The following is a 23,606-nucleotide window of genomic DNA, read 5'->3' on the forward strand; positions in this document are numbered from 1 at the left end:
GTCAGAAGTCCACGGTTCTGGCGTCAAATAGGCCGACAACGTGACGAATCCTAAACCCAAACGTCCAAAGCGATCGCCAACGGCGCGTGTGCTCGAATTGCGATCGCAAGCCAAGCGTGATGGATGGCTGAAGTGGATTCGGCAAGGGCCTGGTGAAGAGGCCGACGAGCGAGCAATGCTCGGCGGTTGCTGGTTCAGTCAACACCGTGCCGACCACTGGTTAGACTTTGCCGACAAGTACGGCACGTTGACCGAGGGTGCATGGCTCGGCCAGAAGTTCGACCTGTTGGACTGGCAAGCCGAGGACACATCGCGGCTGTTCGGATGGCAGAAACATTCACCCGAGTGGGGCTACCCCGTTCGTCGGTTCAAGTTTTGGTACGAAGAGGTGCCAAAGAAGAACGGCAAAACGCCGCTGTTGGCGTTGATCGGCAATTACCTGTTCTTCGGCGACAGTTTCGGTCGACAGATCAACCTGTTCACGTGCGCCACGACGCGCAAGCAAGCCGAGCGGCTGCTGAAACATAGCGTCCGACAAGTTAAGAACGCGCCCGAGTTGGCGGCTTACACGCAGATCCGGAAGCTGGAAGGCTTTCTATCGCTGCAGTTCGGTGACAACGAATGGTTCGTAACATCAAGCGATCCCGATTCCGCCGACGGCGTCAACGGACACTGCCTGGCCGACGAAGTCCATCGTTGGCGCGGGTATCAGTTTTTCAACACGCTTCGTTGGATGTTGGCTTCGCAGCCCGAGGGATTGTTTGCGGCGATCACGACGGCCGGGAATGATCCCGACACCGTCTGTCGCCAGCTGCACGACAAGACGCTGGCGATCGACGCCGGCACGCAAACCGACGAAGCGTTCCTCGGGAAGATTTATGCTGCCGATCCGGCCGACGATCCGCATGCCGAGGCGACCTGGTTCAAGGCGAATCCAAGCCTTGGCAAATCAGCCGAGGCGCCGTTGAAGCTGAGCAGCTTTAGGCAAGATTACGAAACGGCCAAGGTGGATCCAACTCAGTGGCACGACTGGCTGCAGCTGCGGTTGAACCTTTGGCAAACGAATCAAGACAGTTGGCTTGGCAAAGCGCTTCCGTTTGGTCTGGCATCGTGGGACGCCGGCGAGCTGAAGCGATCGGAATCCAAAGATCGCGACCCGATCGATTGTTACGAAGACTTCACATTGGAATCGCTACACGGCATGCCATGCGTGTTGGGGTTCGATGGCGCTACAGTTCGCGACACGACCGCCGCGGTGCTGTCGTTTGTCGATCCTGATCAACCGGACATCGTTCGCGTGACGCCCAAGTTCTGGTTGCCAGAGAACACCGCGATCAAACAACAGGAAACGATTCCCTACCGGGAATGGATCGCCGACGGGCTGATCAAGACCACGCCGGGAGACGCGGTCGACTTTCGCACCATCCTCGACGATCTGATTGATTGGCTCGAACCGTTCCGATGCCATCGGTTGTATTTCGATCCGAACTTCCAAGCCGAATGGTTGACGCAAGAGTTGGCCGATGCGACCGGCGCCGAGCGTGTTGGATTTCCCCAAACGTTCGTCGGCTATGGTCCCGTGATTCGGATCGCTGAAACGATGATGATCCGCCGGCAGCTGCGTCACAACGGCCACCGCGTGTTGACGTGGCAGTTGGGCAACACGACAGCCCGCACGAATGCAAACGGCGACAAGCGGCCGGTCAAACCGCCTGAGGGCGAGAAAAAGAAGATCGACGGCAGCTGTGCCATGTTGATGAGCCTGCAGGACGTTGTTACGGGGGACGGTGAGCTGGCCGACTACTACGACGACCACGACGTGGAGGTTCTGTGATCGAGACGATAAGAGACATCGCGTTTGTGATCCTGTGCTTGATCTATGTGCTGACGCCCCGCGAGCCAGAATTGGCTTGGCGTCGCAATCTCAATCGAAAACATCCCTCGGAGAATCGCCTGTGACCGCCGGAGTCTACGACGCACTATCGTGCTTCGACATCTATCATTCGACCGAACAACGCAGCGCCGCCGGCGGTGGTGCCGGATGGGATGTGTTTGCGACGGGCGACACCAGCGATGCAGGCGAAACGGTGACTGCGACCAAGGCCCTTGGCTATGCGCCGGTCTATCAAGCGGTGAGCCGGATCAGTGGCGACGTCGCCAAGCTGCCGCTGGGCATCTACAAACGCGTCAAAGGTGGGAAGGAACTGCAACGCAATCACGCGGTCTTTCCGATCATTCAACTGATGGGGCGGGCGAATCCAAGTGTGTCCGCGTTCAAGTTCTGGCGACGGCTGATGGCTCAGGCGTTGTTGTGGAACAACGGCTGGGCGTGGATCGAACGCTCGGCATCGGGACGACCGATCGGACTCTACAACCTGTTGTCGGATCGTACTGGATACGGACGCGACAAGAAAACAGGCCAGTTGTGCGTTCACACTGAAGTGGGCGGCAAGCTGTGGCAGCTGCTCCCCGACGACGTGATTCATATCGAAGGCGTGTCGATCGACTGTGAAGCCGGCGAATCGATTCTGAGGTTGTTCCGGCACGACTTTGGTTTGGCCCTTGCAGCACGCAAGTTCAAATCGAAGTTCTTCAAAGGGAACGCCAACCTGGGCGGCATCTTAATGGTGCCACCTGGTTCGAATCCCGACAACGTCCGCAAGGTGCGTAATAAGCTCGACGCCAAGATGAGCGGCGAATCCAACGAAAGTTTTAAGACGTTAGTGCTGCGCGACGGCTACAAGTGGCTTGGAACCCAAGTCGATCCGCAGAAGGCCAGCGTGTCGTCGATCGATGAAGATGGAATCCGCTCGGTCGCGCAGATGTATAACCTCGATCCGTCGCTCTTTGGTCTTAAATCGAGTGTCAGCTACAACAGCCGCGAAATGGCCAAGCAGGATTATCACGAATCGGCGTTGTCGCCATGGTTGGTCGGTATCAAGTCGGAATGCCAATTGAAGCTGTTGTCGGATGCCGAGCGCGAGGCCGATACGCATCTGATCGATTACAACATCAACGCGATGCAATGGACTGACGCGAAGACGCGCGCCGAGATCGCCAGCAAGGGCATCCAGTCCGGACGCTACTCACCAAACGAGACACGCAGCTGGGAAAACATGAACGCCTACGACGGCGGCGATGTTTGGTACCAACCGCTGCACTTGGCCACTGTCGGCAAATCAGCCGACGACGAATACGAAGGTGAGCCCGACGAAGATCCGGAGACCGACGACGCGGAGCGATCGCTGCACCGCGCGTTGATGGTCGAAACTCTTACCCGCATGCACGGCCGGCTTCACGGCCAGGCTCGCAAGCATGCCGACTACGCCTCGAACATGGCCGCTAATCGGTCGATTTGCGAAAGCATGTTGTCGACGCCGGCGGCGATCGCACGTGTAAACGTGGCTTCAGTGTTGGACGCTTACGACAACTGGATGCGCGATGCGGATGACAACTGGGACGCGGTTCGCGTTTCGATTCCCAACTTTGCAAAGGCTCTTTTGAAATGACAATGAAAACAGACCACCGAGCGGGATACCATCGTAGCGACCGAGCTGGTCGCGAGAATTTGGTAGTCCACCAACGCCATAGCCGTGTTGAACGGCGCAGCGGATCGGGAGACGATTCGCCCAGTATGATCCGCGGCTATGGCGCTGTGTACTATCGCGAGGGAGACGAATCAACCGAGTACTGGCTGTGGGATGACATTGTCGAACGGATCCGCCCTGGCGCCTTCGATCGTTCGATTGCTGAACAACAGGACGTCCGCGGATTGTTCAATCACGATCCCAACCAAGTCCTCGGTAGGACGGCATCGGGAACAATGCGGTTGCGTTCCGACGCGGTCGGATTGGCATACGAAATCGACGACGATCCCAACAGCCCCATGCACGTCAACATCGGCCGGATGATTGATCGCGGCGACGTTTCCGGCAGCAGCTTTTGGTTTCGGCCCTCGCGAGTGAGTTGGACCGAGACCGACGATTACGCGGTTCGATGGATTGAAGACGTTGATCTCTACGACGTCGGTCCCGTGACCTTTCCGGCCTACGACGGCGCCTCTTCTGGGCGATCGGCCGACGCCGAAGCGATCGTTACCGAGTTGGCGAACTATCGCACCGAACGCAATGCCGCCGAAGCCGAGCCCTACGACATCGCGATCGCGGCTCGGCTTGCGTCTCTCCCACCGATGTAGCTTCGCGATCCAGCGTCCAATTCGATGCTGAATTCTGGGAAATTCCCCGCCTCTGCGCAGCCCGCCTATTCTCGAAGTCTGAATATCACTCGGATCTCTACGCCGCAGTGTGGACTCGCGCGTCCTGACGCCGGATACCCGCTCGGTGGTTTGCCTTCGGAATCTTCCGGCGTCCAGACGCGATGGCTGAGACCGCGACAACGACTTTGCCATCGCTTCCCCCAGGCGATCACCAAACCAATAGGAATGCCCCCGATGACTCCCGATGAATTGAAAGCGTTGCAAGAGAAACGTGGCAAGCTGGCCGCGGAGATCAAGCGACAAGCGAACGAATACAACGGTCGCAGGGACAAACGAAAAGACGCGCCCGAGCAAGAGCTGTGGCCGGACGAAACCCGCACGCATTGGGACAAGGTCAACGCTGACTACGACGCTGTCGAAACGCAGCTGCGGGAAGCAACCGAAGCGACCGAGATCGAACGCCGTGTTGGATCGTTGGACGATGGATCGGGGAACCGTGGCCAGTTCGATCCCACCGCCGATCTTGGTCGCGGCGATCGTCGCCGCAACGATCCCCAAACCAACATCGCGGAGCAACGCGCGTTGGCCCTGCAGGGGTGGGCCAGAACGGCCGCCGGAATGGACCTGTCGAAAGAACATCGGGACGCGATGAAGCAGGTCGGCTACCGCGGCAAGAACATCGAGATCAATTTAAGCGGGACCGAACAACTGCGGGCACGCCAAGAGATCTTCGCCACGCATCACCCCACGCACACCAAACGTGCGTTGACAACGCAAACTGGAAACTCAGGTGGATTCACGGTCCCAACGGGGTTCGTCAATCAGCTCGAAATTGCCATGTTGCAATTCAACGGCGTCGAGCAAGTGGCGTCGATCTTCAGCACCACCGAAGGGAATCCGATGCCCTTCCCAACCGCGAACGATACCGGCAACGAAGGGGAAATCGTTGGCGAAAATGCCGACGTTTCGACTGAGGCGAACCCAACGTTCGGTCAGATCCTGTTCGGTGCCGACAAGTACTCGAGCAAGCTGGTCAAGGTACCCTTTGAGTTGTTGACCGACAGCGCGTTCAACTTCGCGTTGTTGTTGGGTGCGATGCTTGGCGAACGCATCGGACGCAAAGCCAATGGTGAATTCACCACCGGAACCAACGGTATCGTGACCCAAGCGACCGTCGGCAAAACGGCGGCTTTGGAAACGGCGCTCACGCCCGAAGAACTGATCGATCTACAAGAAAGCGTCGACTCGGCTTACCGCTCCGGCAACAGCGTCTGTTTCATGATGCACTCGTTGATCATCAGCGCAATCCGCAAACTGAAGGTCGATGGCAACTTCATCTGGCAATCCGGCCTGCAGGCTGGCGTCCCCGACACGTTGCTTGGTGATCGCCTGGTTCGCAATTCGAAGATGGCCTCGACGATGGAGGCCGATGCCAAGGTCGCGTTGTATGGCGATTGCAGCAAGTACGGAATCCGACGCGTTGGCTCGGTCCGATTGATGCGAGCGAGCGAACTCTACTTGGAAAACGACCAGGTCGGATTCATCGCATTCTTGCGTCAATGCGGTCGTCTGATCGACGCCGGCACGCATCCGGTCAAAGTGCTGAAGATGGCAGCCGCCGAATAATAGTCCACGATCAGAGACAGCAGGCTGACCGGTACGCCGGAAGACTCGCCTCGACACTCTGATTGCACCCATGCGGCGGAGACGTCCGCCGCATGTTTTTAACCTCTTACACGTTTTTCAACCGAGCGATCAATGATTGTTGTTTTGGCCACGGGCATATCAGGCACCGAGTTCGCGTTTGATCCGGGCACGCTGCTAAACGTCAGCGATACCGCCGCGGCGCGATTGATCGCTGGCGGTTTGGCCAACCCGGTGGTGGATGCAGATATTGATCCGGCCAAAGTCAAAACGCTACCGCGATCGCGCAGGCAATCGGTTGCACCCTCTGTTGTTGACGCATCAAACACAGTCGACAACATTGACACCAACAGCATGGATGTGGACGTCGACCTTGCGGATTTGGTCGATTACGGATTGGACCCCAAAGTACACGCGAAACTTATCGCGGGGCTTGCCGAGTTGGACGCGACTACACGTCCCAGTACCGGTCGCCAGTTAATTCAGTGGTCTGCCGACAATGGTGGCATGGATGAGCTGGCCGGCGTTGGTGCTGCATCGGTTCGCGACATCCATGTCGTGTTCCGCAGCCTTGGCCTGATCCGATAAGTTTCGATAACCAAAGGTCTCTTCAGGATGGTATCGAAAGCAAATCTCCGCAGGTATGTGGAACTTGACAATCGCCGCACTCAATTGCTCGCGCGGCTGGCCTCGATCGACGAAGAGTACTTTGCGATCAAGGATGACATCGAGAGCGATTTGGAATGTCGCCACAACAGCCGCTCTGTCGAGATGGTTGGCTATCAAGTGAGAGTTATCCCAGGCGAACGCACTGTTCCGTGGGAACGTGAACTGCGGTCGGTTCTGGGGGACCAAGCGATCGCACGACTGATCCGATCCGCACCACGAGCGACCACGCTGCAGGTCACCGAGGCGGCATGCAATACGAACTGACAACGCTGCAGTCGCCGGCGATGCAACCGCTAACCCTCGCGGCCGCAAAGCTGCACCTGTACGAAGACGAAGAGCACAACGACGACGATATTACGCGAGCGATCGCCGACGCAACGTTGTGGTTGGAACGTCAAACCGATCTGCGTCTGATCACTCAGAAGACACGCCTGACGGCCGACAACTTCCCCGCCGCCGGCACACCGATCACGTTGCCCGTCTGGCCTGTGAAATCGATCGACGCGATTACCTACGTCGCGGCCGATGGGACCGAGACCACACTGGCGACCGAATCGGTATCGCTGCGAAAGAACGACTACGGGCGATCACGGATCGCCATGAAAGATTGGGCCCCCTGGCCAACCACGCGGCACACGCCCGATGCCGTCACGATCGATGTAGAGGTCGGATTCACAGACGCCGACAGCGTACCGGAGATCTACGTGCGGCCGTTGCTGACGTTGATCGCTTTCTTCTACGAAAACCGTGGAGACAGCGATATCGCGCTCCCGCAAGTACTCGGCGACCTGGTTGCAAACCTCCGGCCTGCAGACGAATGACCATCCCCAACAAAAACAGCGAAGCCACCACCGCGAAAGCATCGCCGGCCCGACCTACTGAGGCACGACCGGCGATGCCTCGCGGGGTGCAATGCGCGGCGATCAGGCACGCGGGGCTTTCGCGATTGATCGCCGACCAGTCGAAGCGTAAGCCGCAATGAAATCCAAGCGACGCATCGGCCGTTTGCGGCATCGGGTGACGATCAAGCGACGGTCGATCGAGTACGACGAAGTCGGCCAAGTCACCGAGACTTATACCGACGTGAAAACGGTTGCTGCAGCGATTGATACGTATGGGGGAAAGAACTTAGCTCAGCAAGGTGTCGCGGATGCGAGCCTTATTGTGACGATCCGGCATCTTGCTGGGCTAACCCCCTATGACCTTCTCGCCTGTCGCGGCGAAACGCTTTACATCGGAGCGATCATCGATCCGGATCCCGATCATCCCCGGCGTTGGTTGGAAGTCTACTGCAGCAAAGAGCCTTTCGAAAATGTCGAAGACTAAGGTCAATGTGACGATCGACGAAACCGGAGACGTCGACCGGCTGCTGCAGACGATGCCCGACGTGTTGCAACACAAGCAGCTGCCCAAGGCATTGCGAGCCGGTGCCAAACCGATCATCCGCGAAGCGAAGCAACGTGTATCGCAACCTGGCTACCCAGGGGACAAGCCCGGCAAAGAGCCGCTCAAGAACACGATCCACGCTGTGATCCGGAAATACGAGTACACGTCGATCGCGGTCGTCGGTTGCACTTGGCCCGAGGGCAACCACGGCTGGTTGGTTGAATTCGGGCACGACATCAAACGCACAACCAGCGGGCAAATCTATGGTCGCGTGCAGCCCTATCCCTTCATGCGACCGGCGATCGATGCCACGCGAAGCGAAGTGGCCGGCAGCGTGTTGCTTGTGTTGCAGATGGGTGTTCAGGAGTTTAATTCGCAATGATCGTCGACGTTCAACAATTTGTAACCGCCTGGCTCAACACCGACGCGACGATCAATGGGATTGTTGCCAAGCGCATCACGGCCGACGAACTGGACAAGCATCAAGTTTACCCAGCAATCCGGCACACGATCATTAGCACGAATGAAGACACCGATTTGGATGGCAACGCCGTCGCCTTGCATTCGCGTCTACAGATTGATTGCCTCGCACTCAACCGTCACGAAGCGAACGCGTTGTGTCGTTTGGTACGCAATCGGCTGCGTGGCTATTGGGGTACCTACGATGGATTCGTTGTGCACGGCCTGATCCCCGTCGACGCACAACGCAACCAGTTCACACAACCCAAAGCCAGCGACCAAGGCATTCGCGCGGCAATTCAAGACTTTCGAATCAGCTACCAACCTTAAAGGATCGAGCATGGCAACCGGCAACGGATCGACAGTAACCTTCGCAACTTCCGGATTCACAGCACGGTTTGAAGAGATCGGCGAAGTCAAACAGACACGCGGAAAGATCAAGGACAGCGACCTGTCCTCTGAAGATTTTCATGAGTACCTTCCCGAAGATCTGGCAGAGCCGGGTGAACGGGAATTCAAGATCTTTTGGGAGGGTAATAACGCTCCCCCATCGATCAATTCGCCAGCCGAGTTGGTCACCGTCACCCATAAGTTGGAAACGGGGCAAGCGACTGCGGCGAAGTTTATCGGCAGCGCGTTCATTACCGACCTGACGGTCGATCCGAAGCATGCCAACAACGAAACGAAACAGGGCACGCTCAAGATCCAATACGACAACAAGGCGACCGCTCCGGCGTTCACCGAAGCGGTCGCATCGTAACGACGGCCGCGTCCCCCGTCCCGTTCTGATTATCAATCCTACAGCTCGATCGAGTAATTCAATGCAAGTGACTTTCAAGCCCGTTGTTGGCCAACGCAAACGCCAACGCGACGGCAAAGCAATCAACGTTCCCGCAAAATCGCCATGCGGCGCAGCCCAACTATCGATCCTGATCGATGGCAAGGAAATCGGCTTGGTTCTCGATCGGGCGAAGTCGCCGGTCTCGTATTTGGTTCGGGATCTGACCGACCAAGAGAAAACGGCCGTCGACGAAGCGATCGCACTGCGGACGGGCGTGGCACCATCGGGCAGCCAGCAGCCGCCGGCCGAAGACTCCTACGACGTTGAACCGGACGACGATTTGGATACCGACGTCGACTTCGACTAATCCAAGCCGTCGAGTCACACCCCCAACGATAACTTCCAACCTTACCAAAGACTGCAACCATGCAATTTAGCCGACAAGCCCTCTGCGACGCGCCCGATCGCGTCTATGACACGTTCCCCACCTGTTTTGGCGACGTCACGATCCGATCGTTGACCGAGACCGAGCGCTGCACTTTAGACGCGCAGAACCTCGACGCCGATGGCATCTATGATCGCAAGCTTGCCATTCAAAGCCGAGCTCGCATGGTCCGCGCGTCGATCGTCGATCCCGACACGAAGGACCTCGCGTTGACCAAAGACGATATGCCGATGCTGATCAAGCGATCGGCATTCGTCGCGACCGTTTACGCGCGGTGCCTGAAGTTGAACGGACCGAGTGAATCGGGGCCCGAAAGCGACACGGTAAAAAACTCGCTAACAACAGACGACTTCGACTCGCCTGCCGAATAGCCGTCCAGACAGGCGACGATCCGATCGCGTGGCTCGATTCGATGCCACGCGAATCGGTCGATCTGTTGTTGCGATATTACTCGATCGAGCCGTTTGGCGACCCATGGCGGCAGACCGCCGAGATCGTCGCGGCCGTGCTGAATTCGGCTGGCCTGTTGGATCGCAATCAAAAGCCGATCCATGTGGATCCGGAAGACATCGTTCCGATCCATCCGCCCGGCTGGATACCCAAGTCGGCCAGGTGTGTCACGCTATCGGCATCCGAATCGGCCGCCCGCAGCCGAGCCGCTGCCGGCTTCTAATCATCCTCTGATGAGACCACCATGCAGACCGCGACCATCGGCCGACTCAACTATCAGATCGGTGCCGAAACCGGCGATCTGCGACGCGATACGCAGTTGTCGCGATCGGAAATCGGCATGGTGCGTCGCGCGATGCGTGAGAGCAAAACGGATGCCGAGCGGTATGCCGAACAGCTCGACGTCCTCACGCGAGCCATGCACACCGGGGCGATCACGTCAGCCGATTATGTCGACACGGTTGCTGCACTGCAGGCGAAGACGCCACAAGCGGTCGCCGCGGCAAAGGCACTGGCTGACGAGACCCGGCGCGGCGAACAGATCACGCTGCAGTATCTGACGGCCGAGGAACGCCACGAAGCCCAAGCACGCGATCTGAAAGCGATGCTCGATAACCAGTCAATCTCACAAGAGACGTACACTCGCGCGTTACGAGATTCAGAGCAGACGCTGCCGTCGGTGATTGCGGCCGAGGAACGTCGCAACCGGGAGCTGGCCGAAGCGGCTCAGATCACCGATCGAGCGACGACGGCCGAAGAACGCTACGACCGCGAAACGCAGGACCTGAAACGGCACCTCGACGCTGGCCGGATCTCGCAAGAGACCTACACGCGATCGCTCGCCGAAGCGGAAAACCGTCTGCCAAGTGTGCGACAAGCGGAGCGGGAACGTACCGAAGCAATGCAACGGTCGGAACAATGGACCCGCAGCCTCGAAACCGCGACGGAAAAATACCAACGCGAAATGCAAGAGCTAACGACCGCGTTGCGTCGCGGCGAAATCAGCCAAGAACTCTACGCCCGCGGTGCGCGACGGGCAGCCGATTCAATTCAATCGGCAAACCCTGGCCGAATCGCCAGCGGAATGTCGTCGATGCAGACACGCATGATCGGGATGGCGGCGGCTGCGTTTTCGGTTCACCAGGCATTTGCGACCATGCGTGATGGCGTGGTCGAAGCCATGGGGCGGATCGATGAAACCGCAAAGAACAGCCGCAAGCTTGGGTTCGAAGAATCCGGCGATCTGATTGGTCTGCAGATGGCCGCGTCGGAGTACTCCGGCGTCGACGGCCGGACGACAAACACCGCGGTGCAACGGATGGTCCGCCGGATCGCTGAAGCTGCCAACGGTACCGGCGAGGCCCGCGGAGCGTTGCGCGAGCTGAAGCTGGATGCGAAAGAGTTGGCCCAGCTGTCACCCGATCAACAGTTTGCCGCCGTCGCCGATGCAATCAGTCAGATCGGCAACCAGGGGGACGCGGTTCGGCTAACCATGAAGATGGTCGACAGCGAAGGCGTTGCGTTGGTCAACACGTTCCGCGCAGGATCCTCCGGCCTGGCCGCGGTGCGAGCCGAAGCCGACGCGTTGGGGCTGACATTCTCCGATGTTGACGCGGCAAAAGTCGAAGCGGCAAACGACGCAATCGGACGGGCCAGCATGGCGCTCGATGGAATGTGGAACACGCTGGCAATCGAGTTTGCACCCGAAGTGGTTGTCGTCAGTGAAGAGCTGCAGAACTGGGCCAAATGGCTCCGGTCTGGAAACGCCGAACTCGATGAGACCGCCGACAAGGTGGGATTCATCGGGAAGGTGTTCAAGGGGCTGGGCCTGCTGCGAGATCACGGCGTGATGGGCGTGCTCAATGGATCGGCTGCCGCGGCGACGCTTGCCGATGGGATCACAAGCGGCCTGACGCCAAGTGCACCGAAGCGTGAGCCGATCGACACCCAGTCGCCAGCCGATGTGGAAATGCAGCGGATGGAATCGCAGATGAATACGCTGCGACGCAAAGCGGAAGAAGCGGAGAACGGACAATCCGACGCGAATCGAAACGCCCTCAAGCAATCCGGTGCGAGCCCCGAAATGCTCGCCGAATACGATCGGTTGCAAAAGAGAATCGCAGCGGCCGAAGCACTCAAAAAGGCCGAAGCCGACGCGGCACAGTCAGCCAAGCAAGCAGCGGCGGAGAAGCAATCGGCTGACGATCAGGCCCAACGGCAGGCCGAGCAATTGACGCAGCAATTGGAGACCAAAGCAGAGCGTCTGCAGCGAGAGCTCGGATACTACCGCGATCTACGCGACGCCGGTCGGATTTCGGACCAGACGTTCGCCCGCGCGAAACGCAAGGCCGAACAGGACGCCCGCGGCGGAGCCGAAAAACAGGGTGCACCATCGACGGCCGGCCGCGGTACCGCCGAGGCCTACAAGATGATCGTCGACGCGATGCGAGCCCAAGCCGCCGACAAACCGGAGGACAAGATCGTCGCGGCGACCGAGAAGGGGAACAGCGAATTGGAAAAGCTAAACGGCAAGATTGAGCAACTGGGCGATGTCTTTGGGAGCGTTGGATAATGGTCGATTGCAGCGTCCACGGTGCACCACGTCGCGGGTTGACCGGCAGCATTGTCGGCGACGACAAAGGTAAGCTGAAATTCAAAAACCAGCTGATCTATCGCGTCGAGGTCGACGATCCCGACGAAGCGAAGGATTGCACCTACTTCGACGCGATCACCGCATCCGGCTTGCCCGTCGTCAACCTGTCGGTCTATTCGATCGGCAACAAATGGATCCCCTATTCGATCTGTCGTTCGAAATCGGCGAAGCAAGATCCCGCAAACATCCGCTATTGGGACGTTACCTGTGATTTTGAATCGCCGAAATCCGAAGGGGGCGAGCAGGACAACCAGCCGCAAGAGAAACCGGAGAGCGTTGACGACGTCCAGCCGAAGGTCGAATACAACAGCGAAACGATTGACGTCGTCGTTTGGAAAGATATCGACGGCAACGAGATCACCAACCCGGTTGGCGAACACTTTGCCGAGCCGACGACGCGGCCGGTGACGTTGGTCGTCGCGAACCTCACTTTCTACACGACGACATTCCCCTGGACGACGATAGCCGACCACGGAAGCCGCACAAACGCCGGCGTGTGGAATGGCAAGCCGCGCTACAGCTGGATGATCTTCGACGTCAAGAGATCCCCCGCCAAGATCCCGATCGCCGGCGACCCGGGCGATCCCGAAGCTGAGCCCCCCGTACCGCCGACGCCCGACAGCGAACTCGACGTGTTCCAGGTTAGCTACACGGTCAAATACAACCCGCTCGAGCACGGTTGGAAAGAGACCAAGATCTTGACCGGAACGAAGTTTCGCTCGGCGATCGATGCAGATCCGGAGATCTACATGGACAGCAAAAACGATATACCAACGACCGGCTTCCTTGATGAAGACGGCTTGAAATCCGATACCGCCGTGATCGGCGAATGGGAACACATTCCCACGTTGAACTTCTCTACAGCCTTAAAACTACCGAGCTAGCGCATGGGGCTGTGGGGATATTCAACCGAAGAACTGGCTGCTGAGATTCGCCGGCGCGCTTTCCAGCTGCCGTTGCCGCGAGATCACTCGCCGCGCGTTGGCGCCCCAACGCAAGGAACCTTCGTACGCATCCCAGTTGACGGAATCCAAGGTGCAACCAAGGGCGGCAAGAAGCCGAGCATAACGAGCTGCACCAAGTACGATCCCATCGGCACCGATGGCGAGCTTGAAAAGTCATTGGACAGCGCCGGCGATCCAATATCGATCGACATCCGGCACTACGGCGCACCGATCGCCCCGCGGGCCGATCACGAATTCCAGTACATGCAGGTCAAACGGCATCGCGGCGGTTGGGTTCTCATCGTTGAGTATTGCAATGGCGATGGATCTGGAGCTGCTGGAGCAATTATTGGATCCGCGGTGATTGGCACCGACACAATTTAACGATTCAGGAACACGACATGGCCACGGCCTCAGCACTGAAGGCACTATTCGAGACGGGCGACATTCTGACGGAGGCATCATTCGTTTCGCTAATCGATTCGATGCACCCCGATGTCGTCACGCTGGGGACGTTTACAGGTGAAACGATCCCAACCGCGTCGACGGTAAAGGCGGCGTTGCAGTCGCTAGAAACAGCCCTCGAAGCCTTCGAAGGTAGCACCGACGGAGAAGACGGAGCCGACGGCGCATCGGCTTACGAGATCGCAGTTGGCAACGGATTCGTCGGAGACGTGACTGCTTGGCTTGCTTCACTAGTCGGAGTCGATGGGGAAGACGGTACCGATGGAGAAGATGGAACCGACGGCGCATCGGCTTACGAGATCGCAGTTGGCAACGGATTCGTCGGAGACGTGACTGCTTGGCTTGCTTCACTAGTCGGAGCCGATGGGGAAGACGGTACCGATGGAACGAGCGGCACTCCGCTGGTCAAGACTACAAATTTCACCGCCGTTCCAGGCGAAGGACCATATCTGGTTTCACTATCCGAAGGGGACGTGATTGTAACTATCCCTGTTTCGGTTGGGGCCTACTCCATAATCGTAACCGAGCCCGGCGAAACCATCGGATATTATGAGGCGTCCGGACCGACACCCTACAGCGTTTTACTGCACTGCGACGACCTGACCGACGGCGAGACAACCAACGCAGCCGGCGGCACGGTCGACGTTGTCGGTGGTCGGCTTACGGACGGCGCGTGGGGGAATGCGATCGTGTTGGAACCCGACGCGGGGTTGCCTGTCGCTTCGGTCGACTTAGCCCCAGCGATCTATTGGGGCAGCGACTGGACGTTCGACGGAGTCTTTTTTGTGTTCGGCAATCCGGTCGGGGTTGCGCAAGTGAAGCTATTGGAGGTTGGGAGCCTGGTCTTGTCGCTCTCGCCCCACGATGAAGGGTTCCGACTTCGACTGTCGCATGCATCGGGCGTCGTTTACGGCGATACGCTATATGGTGATGGCGGGTGGTTCGAGCTGCATTCCGCCAAGATTGGCGTGACGTTCGACTCGTCAACCAATGTTGTTAACGTCTATTTGGACGGCGCCCTCGATCTGACGGCGACGATCGCGGCATTCACCTATACCGAAGGGATCACGCCGAAAATCAGCACTCGGGGCGAGTCGAGTACCTACCCGGCATTGTTGATGGAAGAGGTACGGTGGTCGCAACAAAAGGAATGGTCTAGCGACTACACGCCTGCGACGTCCCCGTATATCTATTTAGAGGGTAGCAGCGGCGGCGGATATCTCGATCCGGTACCGAACAAGCTGACGATCGCGGGGACGACAATCCAGCTTCGGGAACCTGGCAGCCGCGTCGACATTCAATGCGACGGCACTAATACCGTTTATCAATACGTTGGGCATTCGCTGGAAACGGTTGCGGCCGACGCGTCGGTCGCAACGCTGATCGCCAAGCTAACCGACGCTGGCCTGATCCTTGCACCCGCGGAGGCGTAACGATGAGACCTCGAACTGTCGTTTACCGGCCTCGCAAGATCTACACCACCGACGACGTCACGATCGTGACGACGCACTTCAACCCGGTGGGGTTTCGCCGGGCTCGGGAGACCTATTACGAATGGCTGCCGACACTGGGTAACCTGGCGTCGCAAATGGTTTGCTATGAGGCGGTGCTTGATGGCGACGCGCCCGAGATCGACGGTTCGGTCCGCGTCTATGGCACACGAGCCAAACACTTCATGTGGCAAAAGGAATCGTTGCTGCAGATCGCTTTGGAGCGATGCCGCACGCGGTTGTTTTGTTGGATGGATCACGACATCTACTACCACTACGACCGTTGGCTGGCCGATGGCGTGGCGTTGTTGTCGCCGGCCGTTCATGCGGTGCAGTTGTTCGACCAGTTCATTCGCTACGATCGCAATGGAGTTGACACCAGCTTTGGCGGGACGGTTTCCGGCGGATACTGTCCCGGTGGCGTTTGGGTCGGGGAAGTCGATTGGCTACGGAGTATCGGCGGCTTCCCGCATCACAAGATCATCGGATCCGGAGACGATGAATTGTATGCACGAATGAAGGGATACTGTTCGCACCTTCCGAAGCCCGCACATCACATTTGGCATGGCGACCGAGGGAATCGGAAGTATGTCGAGCGTCACAAGATGCTTGCGGACCTTGGATTCGACGATCAACGCGATATTCGCGTTGGCGCAAGTGGGTTAACCGAATGGTGCACCGAAAAACCCGCGTTGCATGCTGGCGTCCGGGATTACTTTGAAGGTCGACGGGAGGACGGGTGATGCGAATCATCACGAGCCTGGCCCCTTCGCGAATGGACCGGCAAAAGGAATGTATCGACAGTTGGAGCCGATACGGTCACGCGGTCGCCGCGGTTCAGTCGACGCTCGATGTGATCGATCCGATTGACGGGGTCGATTCGCTGGCCGTGTCCCCAAGCCAAAGCAAATTTGCGAAACCGCATTTGCCCTACATCACCGATCTAATCGACCAAGGGCCCGGTCTTGTTCTTAATTCTGACATCTCGTTGACCGGTCCGATCGATTGGGATTGGCGTCCCGGCACGCTCTACTGCGGAATCCGCCACAACGGTCCGGAGTTGGAGCGGTGGGGGATAGATGCGTTCTTTGTTCCGAGTGATATCCGGCACAAGATCCCCAACGTTGGCTTCTTGGTCGGCATGCCCGGCTGGGATTGGTGGCTGCCGTACCACTGTCACTTGCTTGGCGTGCCGATACACGTCGACAAACGACCGGTATTCCAGCACACGCCCCACCCGATCCGCTGGTCAAACCAGGATCACGAGACCAGCAAAGCGATCTTGCTCGAACGATACGCAATTGATCACGATGCAATGAAGCGGTTTATCCTCGACATCACCAAGAGAAATTGACGATGGCCTTCAGTTGGAGCCCAGGCGGTTGTTGCTGTGGTGGTGGATGCGGAATCGCCACGCATCGGTTTGTCGCCGATGGCGACGGTGGATTGATTGGATGGACGGTGGTCCAAGGAAGCGTGACGGTCAACGAAGATGGGTCGATCGAGCTTGCAGCCAACACGCGGATCATTCTCGATGCGCTGCCGGCCAAGGTCGAATACGGTGATCAAGCGGTCGTGAGTTTCCCAGCCATCAATGGCAAACTGCGAATCGGTCACCCGATCGGAAACGGGGTGCGTGGCGAGTTTTTCGACGTCATCTCCGATGAGGTTTCGTTTTCCCGTGTCATGTACTCAACCGAGATCGACAACCCGCAGTCGATCCCAATCAGCGAGTATCCGGTCAGCGTCCTCCTGCGCACCGAATCAATTGACGCCTCCGAAGGTGGGACTCTCGCGATATCCTGCGTGGATCAATTGACGCGTGGGAAGTTCGCACCGGCCGGAGAATCGGTGCGTGGGAGCGATGGCCAATCAATCTACGCCCATCCATTGCGGATGATGCCAAATCTGAGCGCGATAACGCACACGGATCCGCGGTGGCCAAGTATCTCGTCGGAAGCTTGGCCTGGTGACGACTATGTGAACGCGGCAACGGATGACTTTCTGACGGGGGTTGGCGCTACGGTAGAAAACCGGCTGATGTTGGAGAGCTTCGACGAACCCGAAACCATTGCGGGAATCAAGTTCGAGCAAAACGCATGTTACGAGTACAAATACTGGGGTGGTGGGTTTCGCGAAACTGCAAACACTTGGAATTTTTCACCATCCATTGACTTCGACACAGGCGGCGTTCACGCGCTGGTCAATGGTGGATTCCTGTCTAGCTACTGGATCGACATCGTGCAGTTTGGGGACGATTCAACATACTTGCTGGACTACAACCGCGGCAGTAGTTGGAGCACGAACGACGTTGTGATCTACGACCAATCGACGGGCAAATACATTGACGCCTATTGGGACAACGACGCTTGGGAGCGGGTCGTGCGTGTCAACGGTTTCGTCGGTCTCGATCCGTCTGGTGAGTACGAATTGTCAGCGATTTCGCGTAACTCCACGACGTCTGGCGGAAGCACTGGGAACGGTGCCGTCACGCGGTTCACCTACGACGTGCCAGTCTCTGGCAACGGCTATTCCAAATCGATGCGTGTGGAGGTGCTGATCTGGTACCGTGCGGACCTGGACGAGACGATACTTCGCGTGCGGATGTACTTGGGGTACAGCGCAGTGCCTGGTTCGCCGCGGCATGAATGGACGTTCCAGAAGATTGTTCCGGGGCTGCTGTCGGAGGAGACATCCTCCCACACTCTCGATATCATTCCGGCAGGCATTGTGCCGTTTGAATGGGACGCCCCTGGCGGATACACCGGCGGAGTGTTTTACGATGCACCAACCAGCAGCTATGTTTCGTCGGCTGGCCGGATGCGTCCCAACGGTAGCACCGTATACGAACACGTGCCGACGGGAGGCAAACGCGGTGGCACTTGCACGATCTCATGGTGACCTACGGCGTGCGACTCGGGGACGCGTTGATCGCTCGGTACCCAGATCTCGACTTGCAACGGCCGTGCGATGACTGCCTGCAGCTGCGTGTCGCGTTGAATGCGGTTCGCCCCGGCGACGATTCAGGGCTGCCCGAGATCTCGAGGCGGATCGTTCGCAACGCCAACCGTCACGCGCTGCTGAAGTTTGGGCGAACTCGAAACGAGCAGCAGACCGCGATCGCGGCGCTGCTATCGGCGACACTTAACGGTGTCCCTTCTTTTTCTTGTGATTGAACGCGATGCGGCTCGACTCTTTCGAGGCCTGCACTCCGTCTTCGCAATTTGCGCCCGTTCGTAGCTCGCTCAAATGACACATCAGGTCATTTGCAGGAATCTTAATATCTGCTCAACATTCCGTTTGCTGGGCATGATTTAGCGGCTAGATTTGCGTGTTCGCGACACCCAGAACAACGTCCATTGACGTGGGACGCGACCATGTCCTCTGGGCAACGCGACAATTGACAACCGCAATTCCAAGCCCTACTCTGTGAAACGGCTGGCTGCGTGGTGTTAGTCGCACCACGCAGCCCGTCCCGAAATCTCAATCCAGTGCATCACCAGTGTCTCAAGAAATCAGTCCGCCGCCGCGTGGATTGTCTATTGCGGCGCGCAATTCCAAGGATGGTTCATCCATGCCCCGTTTTCCCTAATCGCTTTCGCGTCACGCATTGTGGCTGCGCAATAAAAAAGGCCCTCCGATTGGCGTCGGATTGCCTTTAAGTTTTGCAGCTTAACGCCGACCGTCCTCCAGAGGGTTAACAACTCAAAGGACGAATCAGCAACAACCATTTTTTCCTGCTCATTGAGCCGGACCGCTGTCTGCTTGCCCAAGGGTAACTGCGGCCAGCGGCAATGTCAACTGGATTTGACCATGGCGGTGGATACAACGGTTTCGAGGTATAGGGCTGCACTATTGCAGGAAGCGGAATTGGAAAAACGACTCATTGACGCCAGAACCGAGCGTCAGATTTGTGAAAAGATGCTGGCGTTGAGAGGCGGCCGCGGCGACGATAAATCGGCCAACCGTGTCCATGCCGAAGAAGTGATCACAAAGCACGCCGATCGACTGGAGCCAAGCGATTGGGAAATGCTCGATAGCGAATTTTGCACGACCGGCGAGGCAGCTCGCTATACCGGACTATCGGCTACATCGATCAAACGATATTGCGATAGAGGCGACTTTGCGACCAAGCGGAGCTCAATGAAGCGGCGTCTAATTAGTACGGTTTCGCTAGTGGAATTTATGATCAATGGCAAAACCGAAGAAACATCCTAACGGCACATGGACGCTGATCGCTTCGTACCAGAAGGCGCGAAGAAACGTGACGATCGGAAAAGTCAGCACATCCGAAGCGCGGAAGTTTGCCGCGCAGGTCGATGCCGTGATCAACCACAACCGTCACGGCAGCAAAACTCTTCCACCAGAATTGCTGGCGTGGGTACAATCGCTATCCGAAATGCACAAGACCCAGCTAGGCGAGCTTGGGTTGTTCGACTTCCGCACCAATGATATGACCGTGGGGGAACTCGGAAGGGCGTTCGAAGCGGACTACAAGCAGCGATCCGACGTCAGTGCGAAATCGACACGCAACGTGAGCGTGATGCTACGGAATCGAATTAGCAAAATCGAAGACGTCCAGCTGAAAGACATCGAGCCCACAATGCGTTCGGTTCACTCGACCGCCGCACCAGTGTTCAGCGAATCGGCAAAGCGGATCCTGGCCGACTTCAATTCATGGCAGCGGAACTTCTACGCGCAAGCAACGTGGACGCGTGACAATAAGATGTGGCGCAGCATCGGGCTTTGGGCTGTCAAGCAAGGGATTTGTCAACACAGTCCGTTTTCAATTCTATCGCTGGCCAGCATGGTCAACGACGAACGCAACGTCTACATCCCGGCCGAGTGGGTTCTCGACGCGATGGAATCATGTTTGACACCTGACATTCGGATTACGTTTGCAATGGGCCGGTTTGCTGGATTCCGGACTTGTTCGGAGGTTCGCACATTGAAGTGGCAGGACGTCGACGTCGAATCCGGCACGTTAACAATTCTTGACAGCAAGAAGAAGAAGCCTCGGGTGATGCCGTTATTCAATCACGTTCGCGATGAACTTGAGCGCCAGCGCAAATCGACGGGCGACACTCGGTTTGTCGTGTCAGAGCAGATGCGTAGCCGATCGTCATCGGCTACTTACCAGCGAGCAAGGGAGGCGGTTTTGCGATCGGGCCGCGAACCGTGGGGGCGGCTACTTCAGAACCTTCGTGCAAGCTGCGAAAACGACCTGCTTGAAATCTTCCCGGAGCGGCAAGTGACGACGTGGATTGGGCACACCGTCAAGGTCAGCCGAGACCACTATCAGAAGATGCGTCAACGCGACTGCGACAACGCGATCGAAGCGGCCAAGCAGCTAAGCCCATTCTAGTCGCCGATCCCTTTCTAGGGCGGTATTTGTGCGCCCATTCTCATCCCCTCGCCGGATTTGTGCGCGCTGAAAACAGCCTTGTGCGCTTCTTGTGCGCTGAGCCAAAATCCAGTGATTCTGGGAAATTCGGTGGACGGCCGGTTTGGCCGGTTTGGATGGCGAGGGTTCGGAGTATGCAAAATGCAGGGGAAAAGGCTGGTTGGAGGGTGGACGGTTAACCGTCCAAACCGTCCACTTTTGCCGTCCAAACCGTCCACCCCCAAAAAAAAAGCCCCTCAAAAACTCAATGTTTTTGAGGGGCTATACCCCCGAAGGGATTCGAACCCCTAACCCCCGGTTCCGAAGACCGGTGCTCTATCCAGTTGAGCTACGGAGGCATCCGCACCGAAGTGCAATACCTTTGGCTGGCCGAAAGCGATGTCTCGCTCGTTGCCAGGTTGTCCAAATCTTACAAGATTTTTGCAGGCGTGCTAGTCCTGCAGGGGACAAAATTGCCGACCGGCTCGCTTTGGCCCGGTTTATGCCCCTTTTCTTCAATGACCGTTACAGGGTGATTCTCGCTCGCTAACGCCCTGTTCTGCCGCATCGGCGTCGTTATCGCCGCCAGGCGTCGGGATCGGCATCGCTCGGCATTCGCCAATCGCCCCGCGGCGACAGGCTGACGCTGCCCACTTTGGGGCCATCCGGGACACACGTCCGTTTGAACTGATTCGCAAAGAACCGTTTGAAAAAGGTCTGCATCGTATCGGCTAGCGTTTTGTCGTCGTAAGGTTCCGAAAACTTGGCCTGCTTGGCCAGCCAGAGGATCTTGTCGGGCGTGTAGCCGTTGCGGATGAAGTGGAACAAAAAGAAGTCGTGCAGTTCATAAGCCCCGATCGTTGCTTCGGTGCTCTGGCGGATCGCTCCCTCTTCGGTGGGGGGCATTAGTTCGGGAGAAATCACCGCGTCGGCGATTTGGTGCAGCGTGCTGCGGACCGATTCGTCGAAGTGATGGTCGCCGGCGAATCGGACCAGGAAGCGGACTAGCGTTTTGGGGACCGATGTGTTGACGTTGTACATCGACATGTGATCGCCGTTGTAGGTCGACCATCCCAACGCCTGTTCCGATAGGTCGCCGGTTCCCAAAACAAACCCGCGACTCATCAGCAAAAAGGTTCGAATCCTCGCTTGAATGTTCTCGAACACCAAGTCTTGGGCATCGTTGGGCGTTTGAACCAACTGGAGCTGCAGCGTTTCAACGTCCCGATTTTCGGCATCGATTCCCAACGGCTGATGCTGCAGCGATTGAAACGCTTGCAGGCACAGGGGGCGAATGTCGATCGTCTCCCGCGTCACGCCCAGTTGTTGCATCAACCGGTCGGCACTCTCCCGCGTCTGGTCGGTGGTGCCAAAGCCGGGCATGGTGATTCCGTGGATTCGGGAGGTCGGCCAGTCGTAGCGCTGGCACATTTTCGCGGCGACGACCAACGCGAGCGTGCTGTCGAGGCCGCCGGAGACGCCGATAAAGAGAGGCATATTTTGGGGCAGCTGACGAATTCGCTGAGCCAAGCCGGCCGATTGGATCTCAAAAATCTCGCTGCAACGGTCGGCAAGCGTATCTGGATCGCTCGGGACAAACGGCCGCGGAGCGATGTCGCGCTGCAGGGCGCGATCAGGAGTTTGGGCGAGCGAAAAATCGATCTTGCGATATCGACGCGGTAGCGTGCTGCGTGCGTCGTCAAACGAACCGATCGTGCGGCGATCGTGTCCCAGTTTTTGAATGTCGACATCGACGGTGGCCGATGTCGCCCCCTGCCACGCCGGTTGACCATCGCCCACGCGGCGCGAGTGGCTCAGGATGGCTCCGTTTTCGGCGACCATGCAATGCGCACCAAAGACGACATCGGTTGTCGATTCGGTTGGGCCCGCGCCGGCGTAAGCATAGGCGGCGATGCAGCGTCCGGATTGCGACTTGACGAGATCGGTTCGCCAGCTGGCTTTGCCCACCGTTTCTGTGCTTGCGGACAGGTTTAATAAGATGTTAGACCCCGCGACTGCCATCAGGCCGCTGGGGGGATTGGGAGTCCAGAGGTCTTCGCAGATCTCGATCCCCACAACCGCATCTCCCGATCGAAACAGCAGATCGATGCCAAAGGGAATCGGTTCGTTCTCGATTTCAATCGTTGCCGGTTCGCCGCCGTCGGCGGCTCGAAACCACCGCGCCTCGTAGAATTCTTTATAGTTGGGGAGGAACTGTTTGGGAACGATTCCCAACAGCCGGCCGTTATCGATCGCGGCGGCGCAGTTGTACAGGCTGTCCGCGACACTGACCGGCAACCCAACGACGATCAATTGATCGCGGCCGGCCGATGCGGTAACGATCTGCTGCAACGCGTCCATCGCCGCGTCGAGCAATTGTTGTTGTCCAAACAGATCGGCCGCGGTGTAGCCGGTCAGGGAGAGTTCGGGAAAAAGGACGATGTCCGATTCAACGTGCTGTTGCAGCAGAACTTGAATCTCCACCGCGTTTTTGCGAGGTGCGCCCACATGAACCGGAGGGCTCGCGGCGGTGATGCGGACATATCCGTGAGGGTGCATGAGCGAGACGATCCTTGTTGGGCACGAGGTTTTTCTTACGTGATTTGTAGTATACTCGGCGC

Annotated in this window: 25 protein-coding genes and 1 tRNA gene; 24 read left to right on the top strand and 2 right to left on the bottom strand. The window is 57.8% G+C overall.

The annotated features are described in order from the left end of the window. Positions 1-40 precede the first annotated feature (40 nt). The 24 genes from Poly24_RS04205 (at position 41) to Poly24_RS04320 (ending at position 20,967) form a co-directional block, all read left to right on the top strand. Positions 41-1,834: a terminase large subunit gene (locus tag Poly24_RS04205; protein ID WP_145090915.1), complete on the top strand. Its 1,794-nt coding sequence runs from the start codon at positions 41-43 to the stop codon at positions 1,832-1,834. A gap of 121 nt (positions 1,835-1,955) precedes the next feature. Beyond that, entirely contained in the window at positions 1,956-3,509 is a 1,554-nt protein-coding gene (locus tag Poly24_RS04210; protein ID WP_197452312.1) for a phage portal protein, read from the top strand. Then, entirely contained in the window at positions 3,506-4,195 is a 690-nt protein-coding gene (locus Poly24_RS04215; RefSeq protein WP_145090921.1) for an HK97 family phage prohead protease, read from the top strand. The genes Poly24_RS04210 and Poly24_RS04215 overlap by 4 nt, the downstream gene beginning before the upstream one ends. Before the next feature lie 255 nt (positions 4,196-4,450). Beyond that, a complete protein-coding gene (locus Poly24_RS04220) occupies positions 4,451-5,842 on the top strand; it encodes a phage major capsid protein (protein ID WP_197452313.1) in 1,392 nt (463 codons plus the stop codon). 132 nt (positions 5,843-5,974) lie between these two features. Further along, positions 5,975-6,448 carry a hypothetical protein gene (locus Poly24_RS04225; RefSeq protein ID WP_145090927.1) on the top strand — a complete coding sequence of 158 codons (474 nt, stop codon included), beginning with the start codon at positions 5,975-5,977 and terminating at the stop codon, positions 6,446-6,448. 27 nt (positions 6,449-6,475) lie between these two features. Then, positions 6,476-6,793 carry a hypothetical protein gene (locus tag Poly24_RS04230; RefSeq protein ID WP_145090930.1) on the top strand — a complete coding sequence of 106 codons (318 nt, stop codon included), beginning with the start codon at positions 6,476-6,478 and terminating at the stop codon, positions 6,791-6,793. Continuing rightward, the gene (locus Poly24_RS04235) at positions 6,778-7,350 is read left to right on the top strand and encodes a head-tail connector protein (RefSeq protein ID WP_145090933.1); all 573 of its coding nucleotides are present in this window, start codon (positions 6,778-6,780) and stop codon (positions 7,348-7,350) included. Before Poly24_RS04230 ends, Poly24_RS04235 begins: the two co-directional genes overlap by 16 nt. A gap of 157 nt (positions 7,351-7,507) precedes the next feature. Beyond that, positions 7,508-7,855 carry a head-tail adaptor protein gene (locus Poly24_RS04240; RefSeq protein ID WP_145090936.1) on the top strand — a complete coding sequence of 116 codons (348 nt, stop codon included), beginning with the start codon at positions 7,508-7,510 and terminating at the stop codon, positions 7,853-7,855. Next, positions 7,842-8,297 carry an HK97 gp10 family phage protein gene (locus tag Poly24_RS04245; protein ID WP_197452314.1) on the top strand — a complete coding sequence of 152 codons (456 nt, stop codon included), beginning with the start codon at positions 7,842-7,844 and terminating at the stop codon, positions 8,295-8,297. The genes Poly24_RS04240 and Poly24_RS04245 overlap by 14 nt, the downstream gene beginning before the upstream one ends. After that, a complete protein-coding gene (gene gp17, locus Poly24_RS04250) occupies positions 8,294-8,704 on the top strand; it encodes a tail completion protein gp17 (protein WP_145090942.1) in 411 nt (136 codons plus the stop codon). The genes Poly24_RS04245 and gp17 overlap by 4 nt, the downstream gene beginning before the upstream one ends. 10 nt (positions 8,705-8,714) lie before the next feature. Next, entirely contained in the window at positions 8,715-9,134 is a 420-nt protein-coding gene (locus Poly24_RS04255) for a hypothetical protein (RefSeq protein WP_145090945.1), read from the top strand. Between the two features lie 61 nt (positions 9,135-9,195). After that, positions 9,196-9,522, top strand: coding sequence for a hypothetical protein (locus Poly24_RS04260; protein WP_145090947.1), 327 nt, complete (start codon positions 9,196-9,198; stop codon positions 9,520-9,522). 59 nt (positions 9,523-9,581) lie between these two features. Continuing rightward, positions 9,582-9,971: a hypothetical protein gene (locus Poly24_RS04265; RefSeq protein ID WP_145090950.1), complete on the top strand. Its 390-nt coding sequence runs from the start codon at positions 9,582-9,584 to the stop codon at positions 9,969-9,971. A 41-nt stretch (positions 9,972-10,012) separates the two neighbouring features. Continuing rightward, positions 10,013-10,273, top strand: coding sequence for a hypothetical protein (locus tag Poly24_RS04270; RefSeq protein WP_145090953.1), 261 nt, complete (start codon positions 10,013-10,015; stop codon positions 10,271-10,273). 21 nt (positions 10,274-10,294) lie between these two features. Next, the gene (locus Poly24_RS04275; RefSeq protein ID WP_145090956.1) at positions 10,295-12,622 is read left to right on the top strand and encodes a coiled-coil domain-containing protein; all 2,328 of its coding nucleotides are present in this window, start codon (positions 10,295-10,297) and stop codon (positions 12,620-12,622) included. Continuing rightward, complete coding sequence (locus tag Poly24_RS04280; protein WP_145090959.1) at positions 12,622-13,587, top strand: hypothetical protein; 966 nt, start codon at positions 12,622-12,624, stop codon at positions 13,585-13,587. The genes Poly24_RS04275 and Poly24_RS04280 overlap by 1 nt, the downstream gene beginning before the upstream one ends. 3 nt (positions 13,588-13,590) lie before the next feature. Then, positions 13,591-14,031 carry a hypothetical protein gene (locus Poly24_RS04285; RefSeq protein ID WP_145090962.1) on the top strand — a complete coding sequence of 147 codons (441 nt, stop codon included), beginning with the start codon at positions 13,591-13,593 and terminating at the stop codon, positions 14,029-14,031. A gap of 17 nt (positions 14,032-14,048) precedes the next feature. Next, entirely contained in the window at positions 14,049-15,545 is a 1,497-nt protein-coding gene (locus Poly24_RS04290; RefSeq protein WP_145090965.1) for a hypothetical protein, read from the top strand. 2 nt (positions 15,546-15,547) lie between these two features. Next, a complete protein-coding gene (locus Poly24_RS04295) occupies positions 15,548-16,345 on the top strand; it encodes a hypothetical protein (RefSeq protein ID WP_145090968.1) in 798 nt (265 codons plus the stop codon). Continuing rightward, complete coding sequence (locus Poly24_RS04300; protein ID WP_145090971.1) at positions 16,345-16,956, top strand: hypothetical protein; 612 nt, start codon at positions 16,345-16,347, stop codon at positions 16,954-16,956. The genes Poly24_RS04295 and Poly24_RS04300 overlap by 1 nt, the downstream gene beginning before the upstream one ends. 2 nt (positions 16,957-16,958) lie before the next feature. Continuing rightward, the gene (locus Poly24_RS04305) at positions 16,959-18,503 is read left to right on the top strand and encodes a hypothetical protein (protein WP_145090974.1); all 1,545 of its coding nucleotides are present in this window, start codon (positions 16,959-16,961) and stop codon (positions 18,501-18,503) included. Beyond that, entirely contained in the window at positions 18,485-18,778 is a 294-nt protein-coding gene (locus Poly24_RS04310) for a hypothetical protein (protein ID WP_145090977.1), read from the top strand. The genes Poly24_RS04305 and Poly24_RS04310 overlap by 19 nt, the downstream gene beginning before the upstream one ends. A gap of 637 nt (positions 18,779-19,415) precedes the next feature. After that, positions 19,416-19,820 carry a helix-turn-helix domain-containing protein gene (locus tag Poly24_RS04315; RefSeq protein ID WP_145090980.1) on the top strand — a complete coding sequence of 135 codons (405 nt, stop codon included), beginning with the start codon at positions 19,416-19,418 and terminating at the stop codon, positions 19,818-19,820. Further along, the gene (locus Poly24_RS04320; protein ID WP_145090983.1) at positions 19,795-20,967 is read left to right on the top strand and encodes a site-specific integrase; all 1,173 of its coding nucleotides are present in this window, start codon (positions 19,795-19,797) and stop codon (positions 20,965-20,967) included. The genes Poly24_RS04315 and Poly24_RS04320 overlap by 26 nt, the downstream gene beginning before the upstream one ends. Positions 20,968-21,270: 303 nt before the next feature. Here Poly24_RS04320 and Poly24_RS04325 read toward each other — a convergent pair. Further along, a tRNA-Arg gene (locus Poly24_RS04325) sits at positions 21,271-21,344 on the bottom strand. Positions 21,345-21,561: 217 nt separating this feature from the next. Continuing rightward, a complete protein-coding gene (locus Poly24_RS04330) occupies positions 21,562-23,544 on the bottom strand; it encodes an NAD(+) synthase (protein ID WP_145090986.1) in 1,983 nt (660 codons plus the stop codon). Positions 23,545-23,606 lie beyond the last annotated feature (62 nt).

It is taken from the genome of Rosistilla carotiformis, assembly GCF_007753095.1.
Classification (GTDB): Bacteria; Planctomycetota; Planctomycetia; order Pirellulales; family Pirellulaceae; genus Rosistilla; species Rosistilla carotiformis.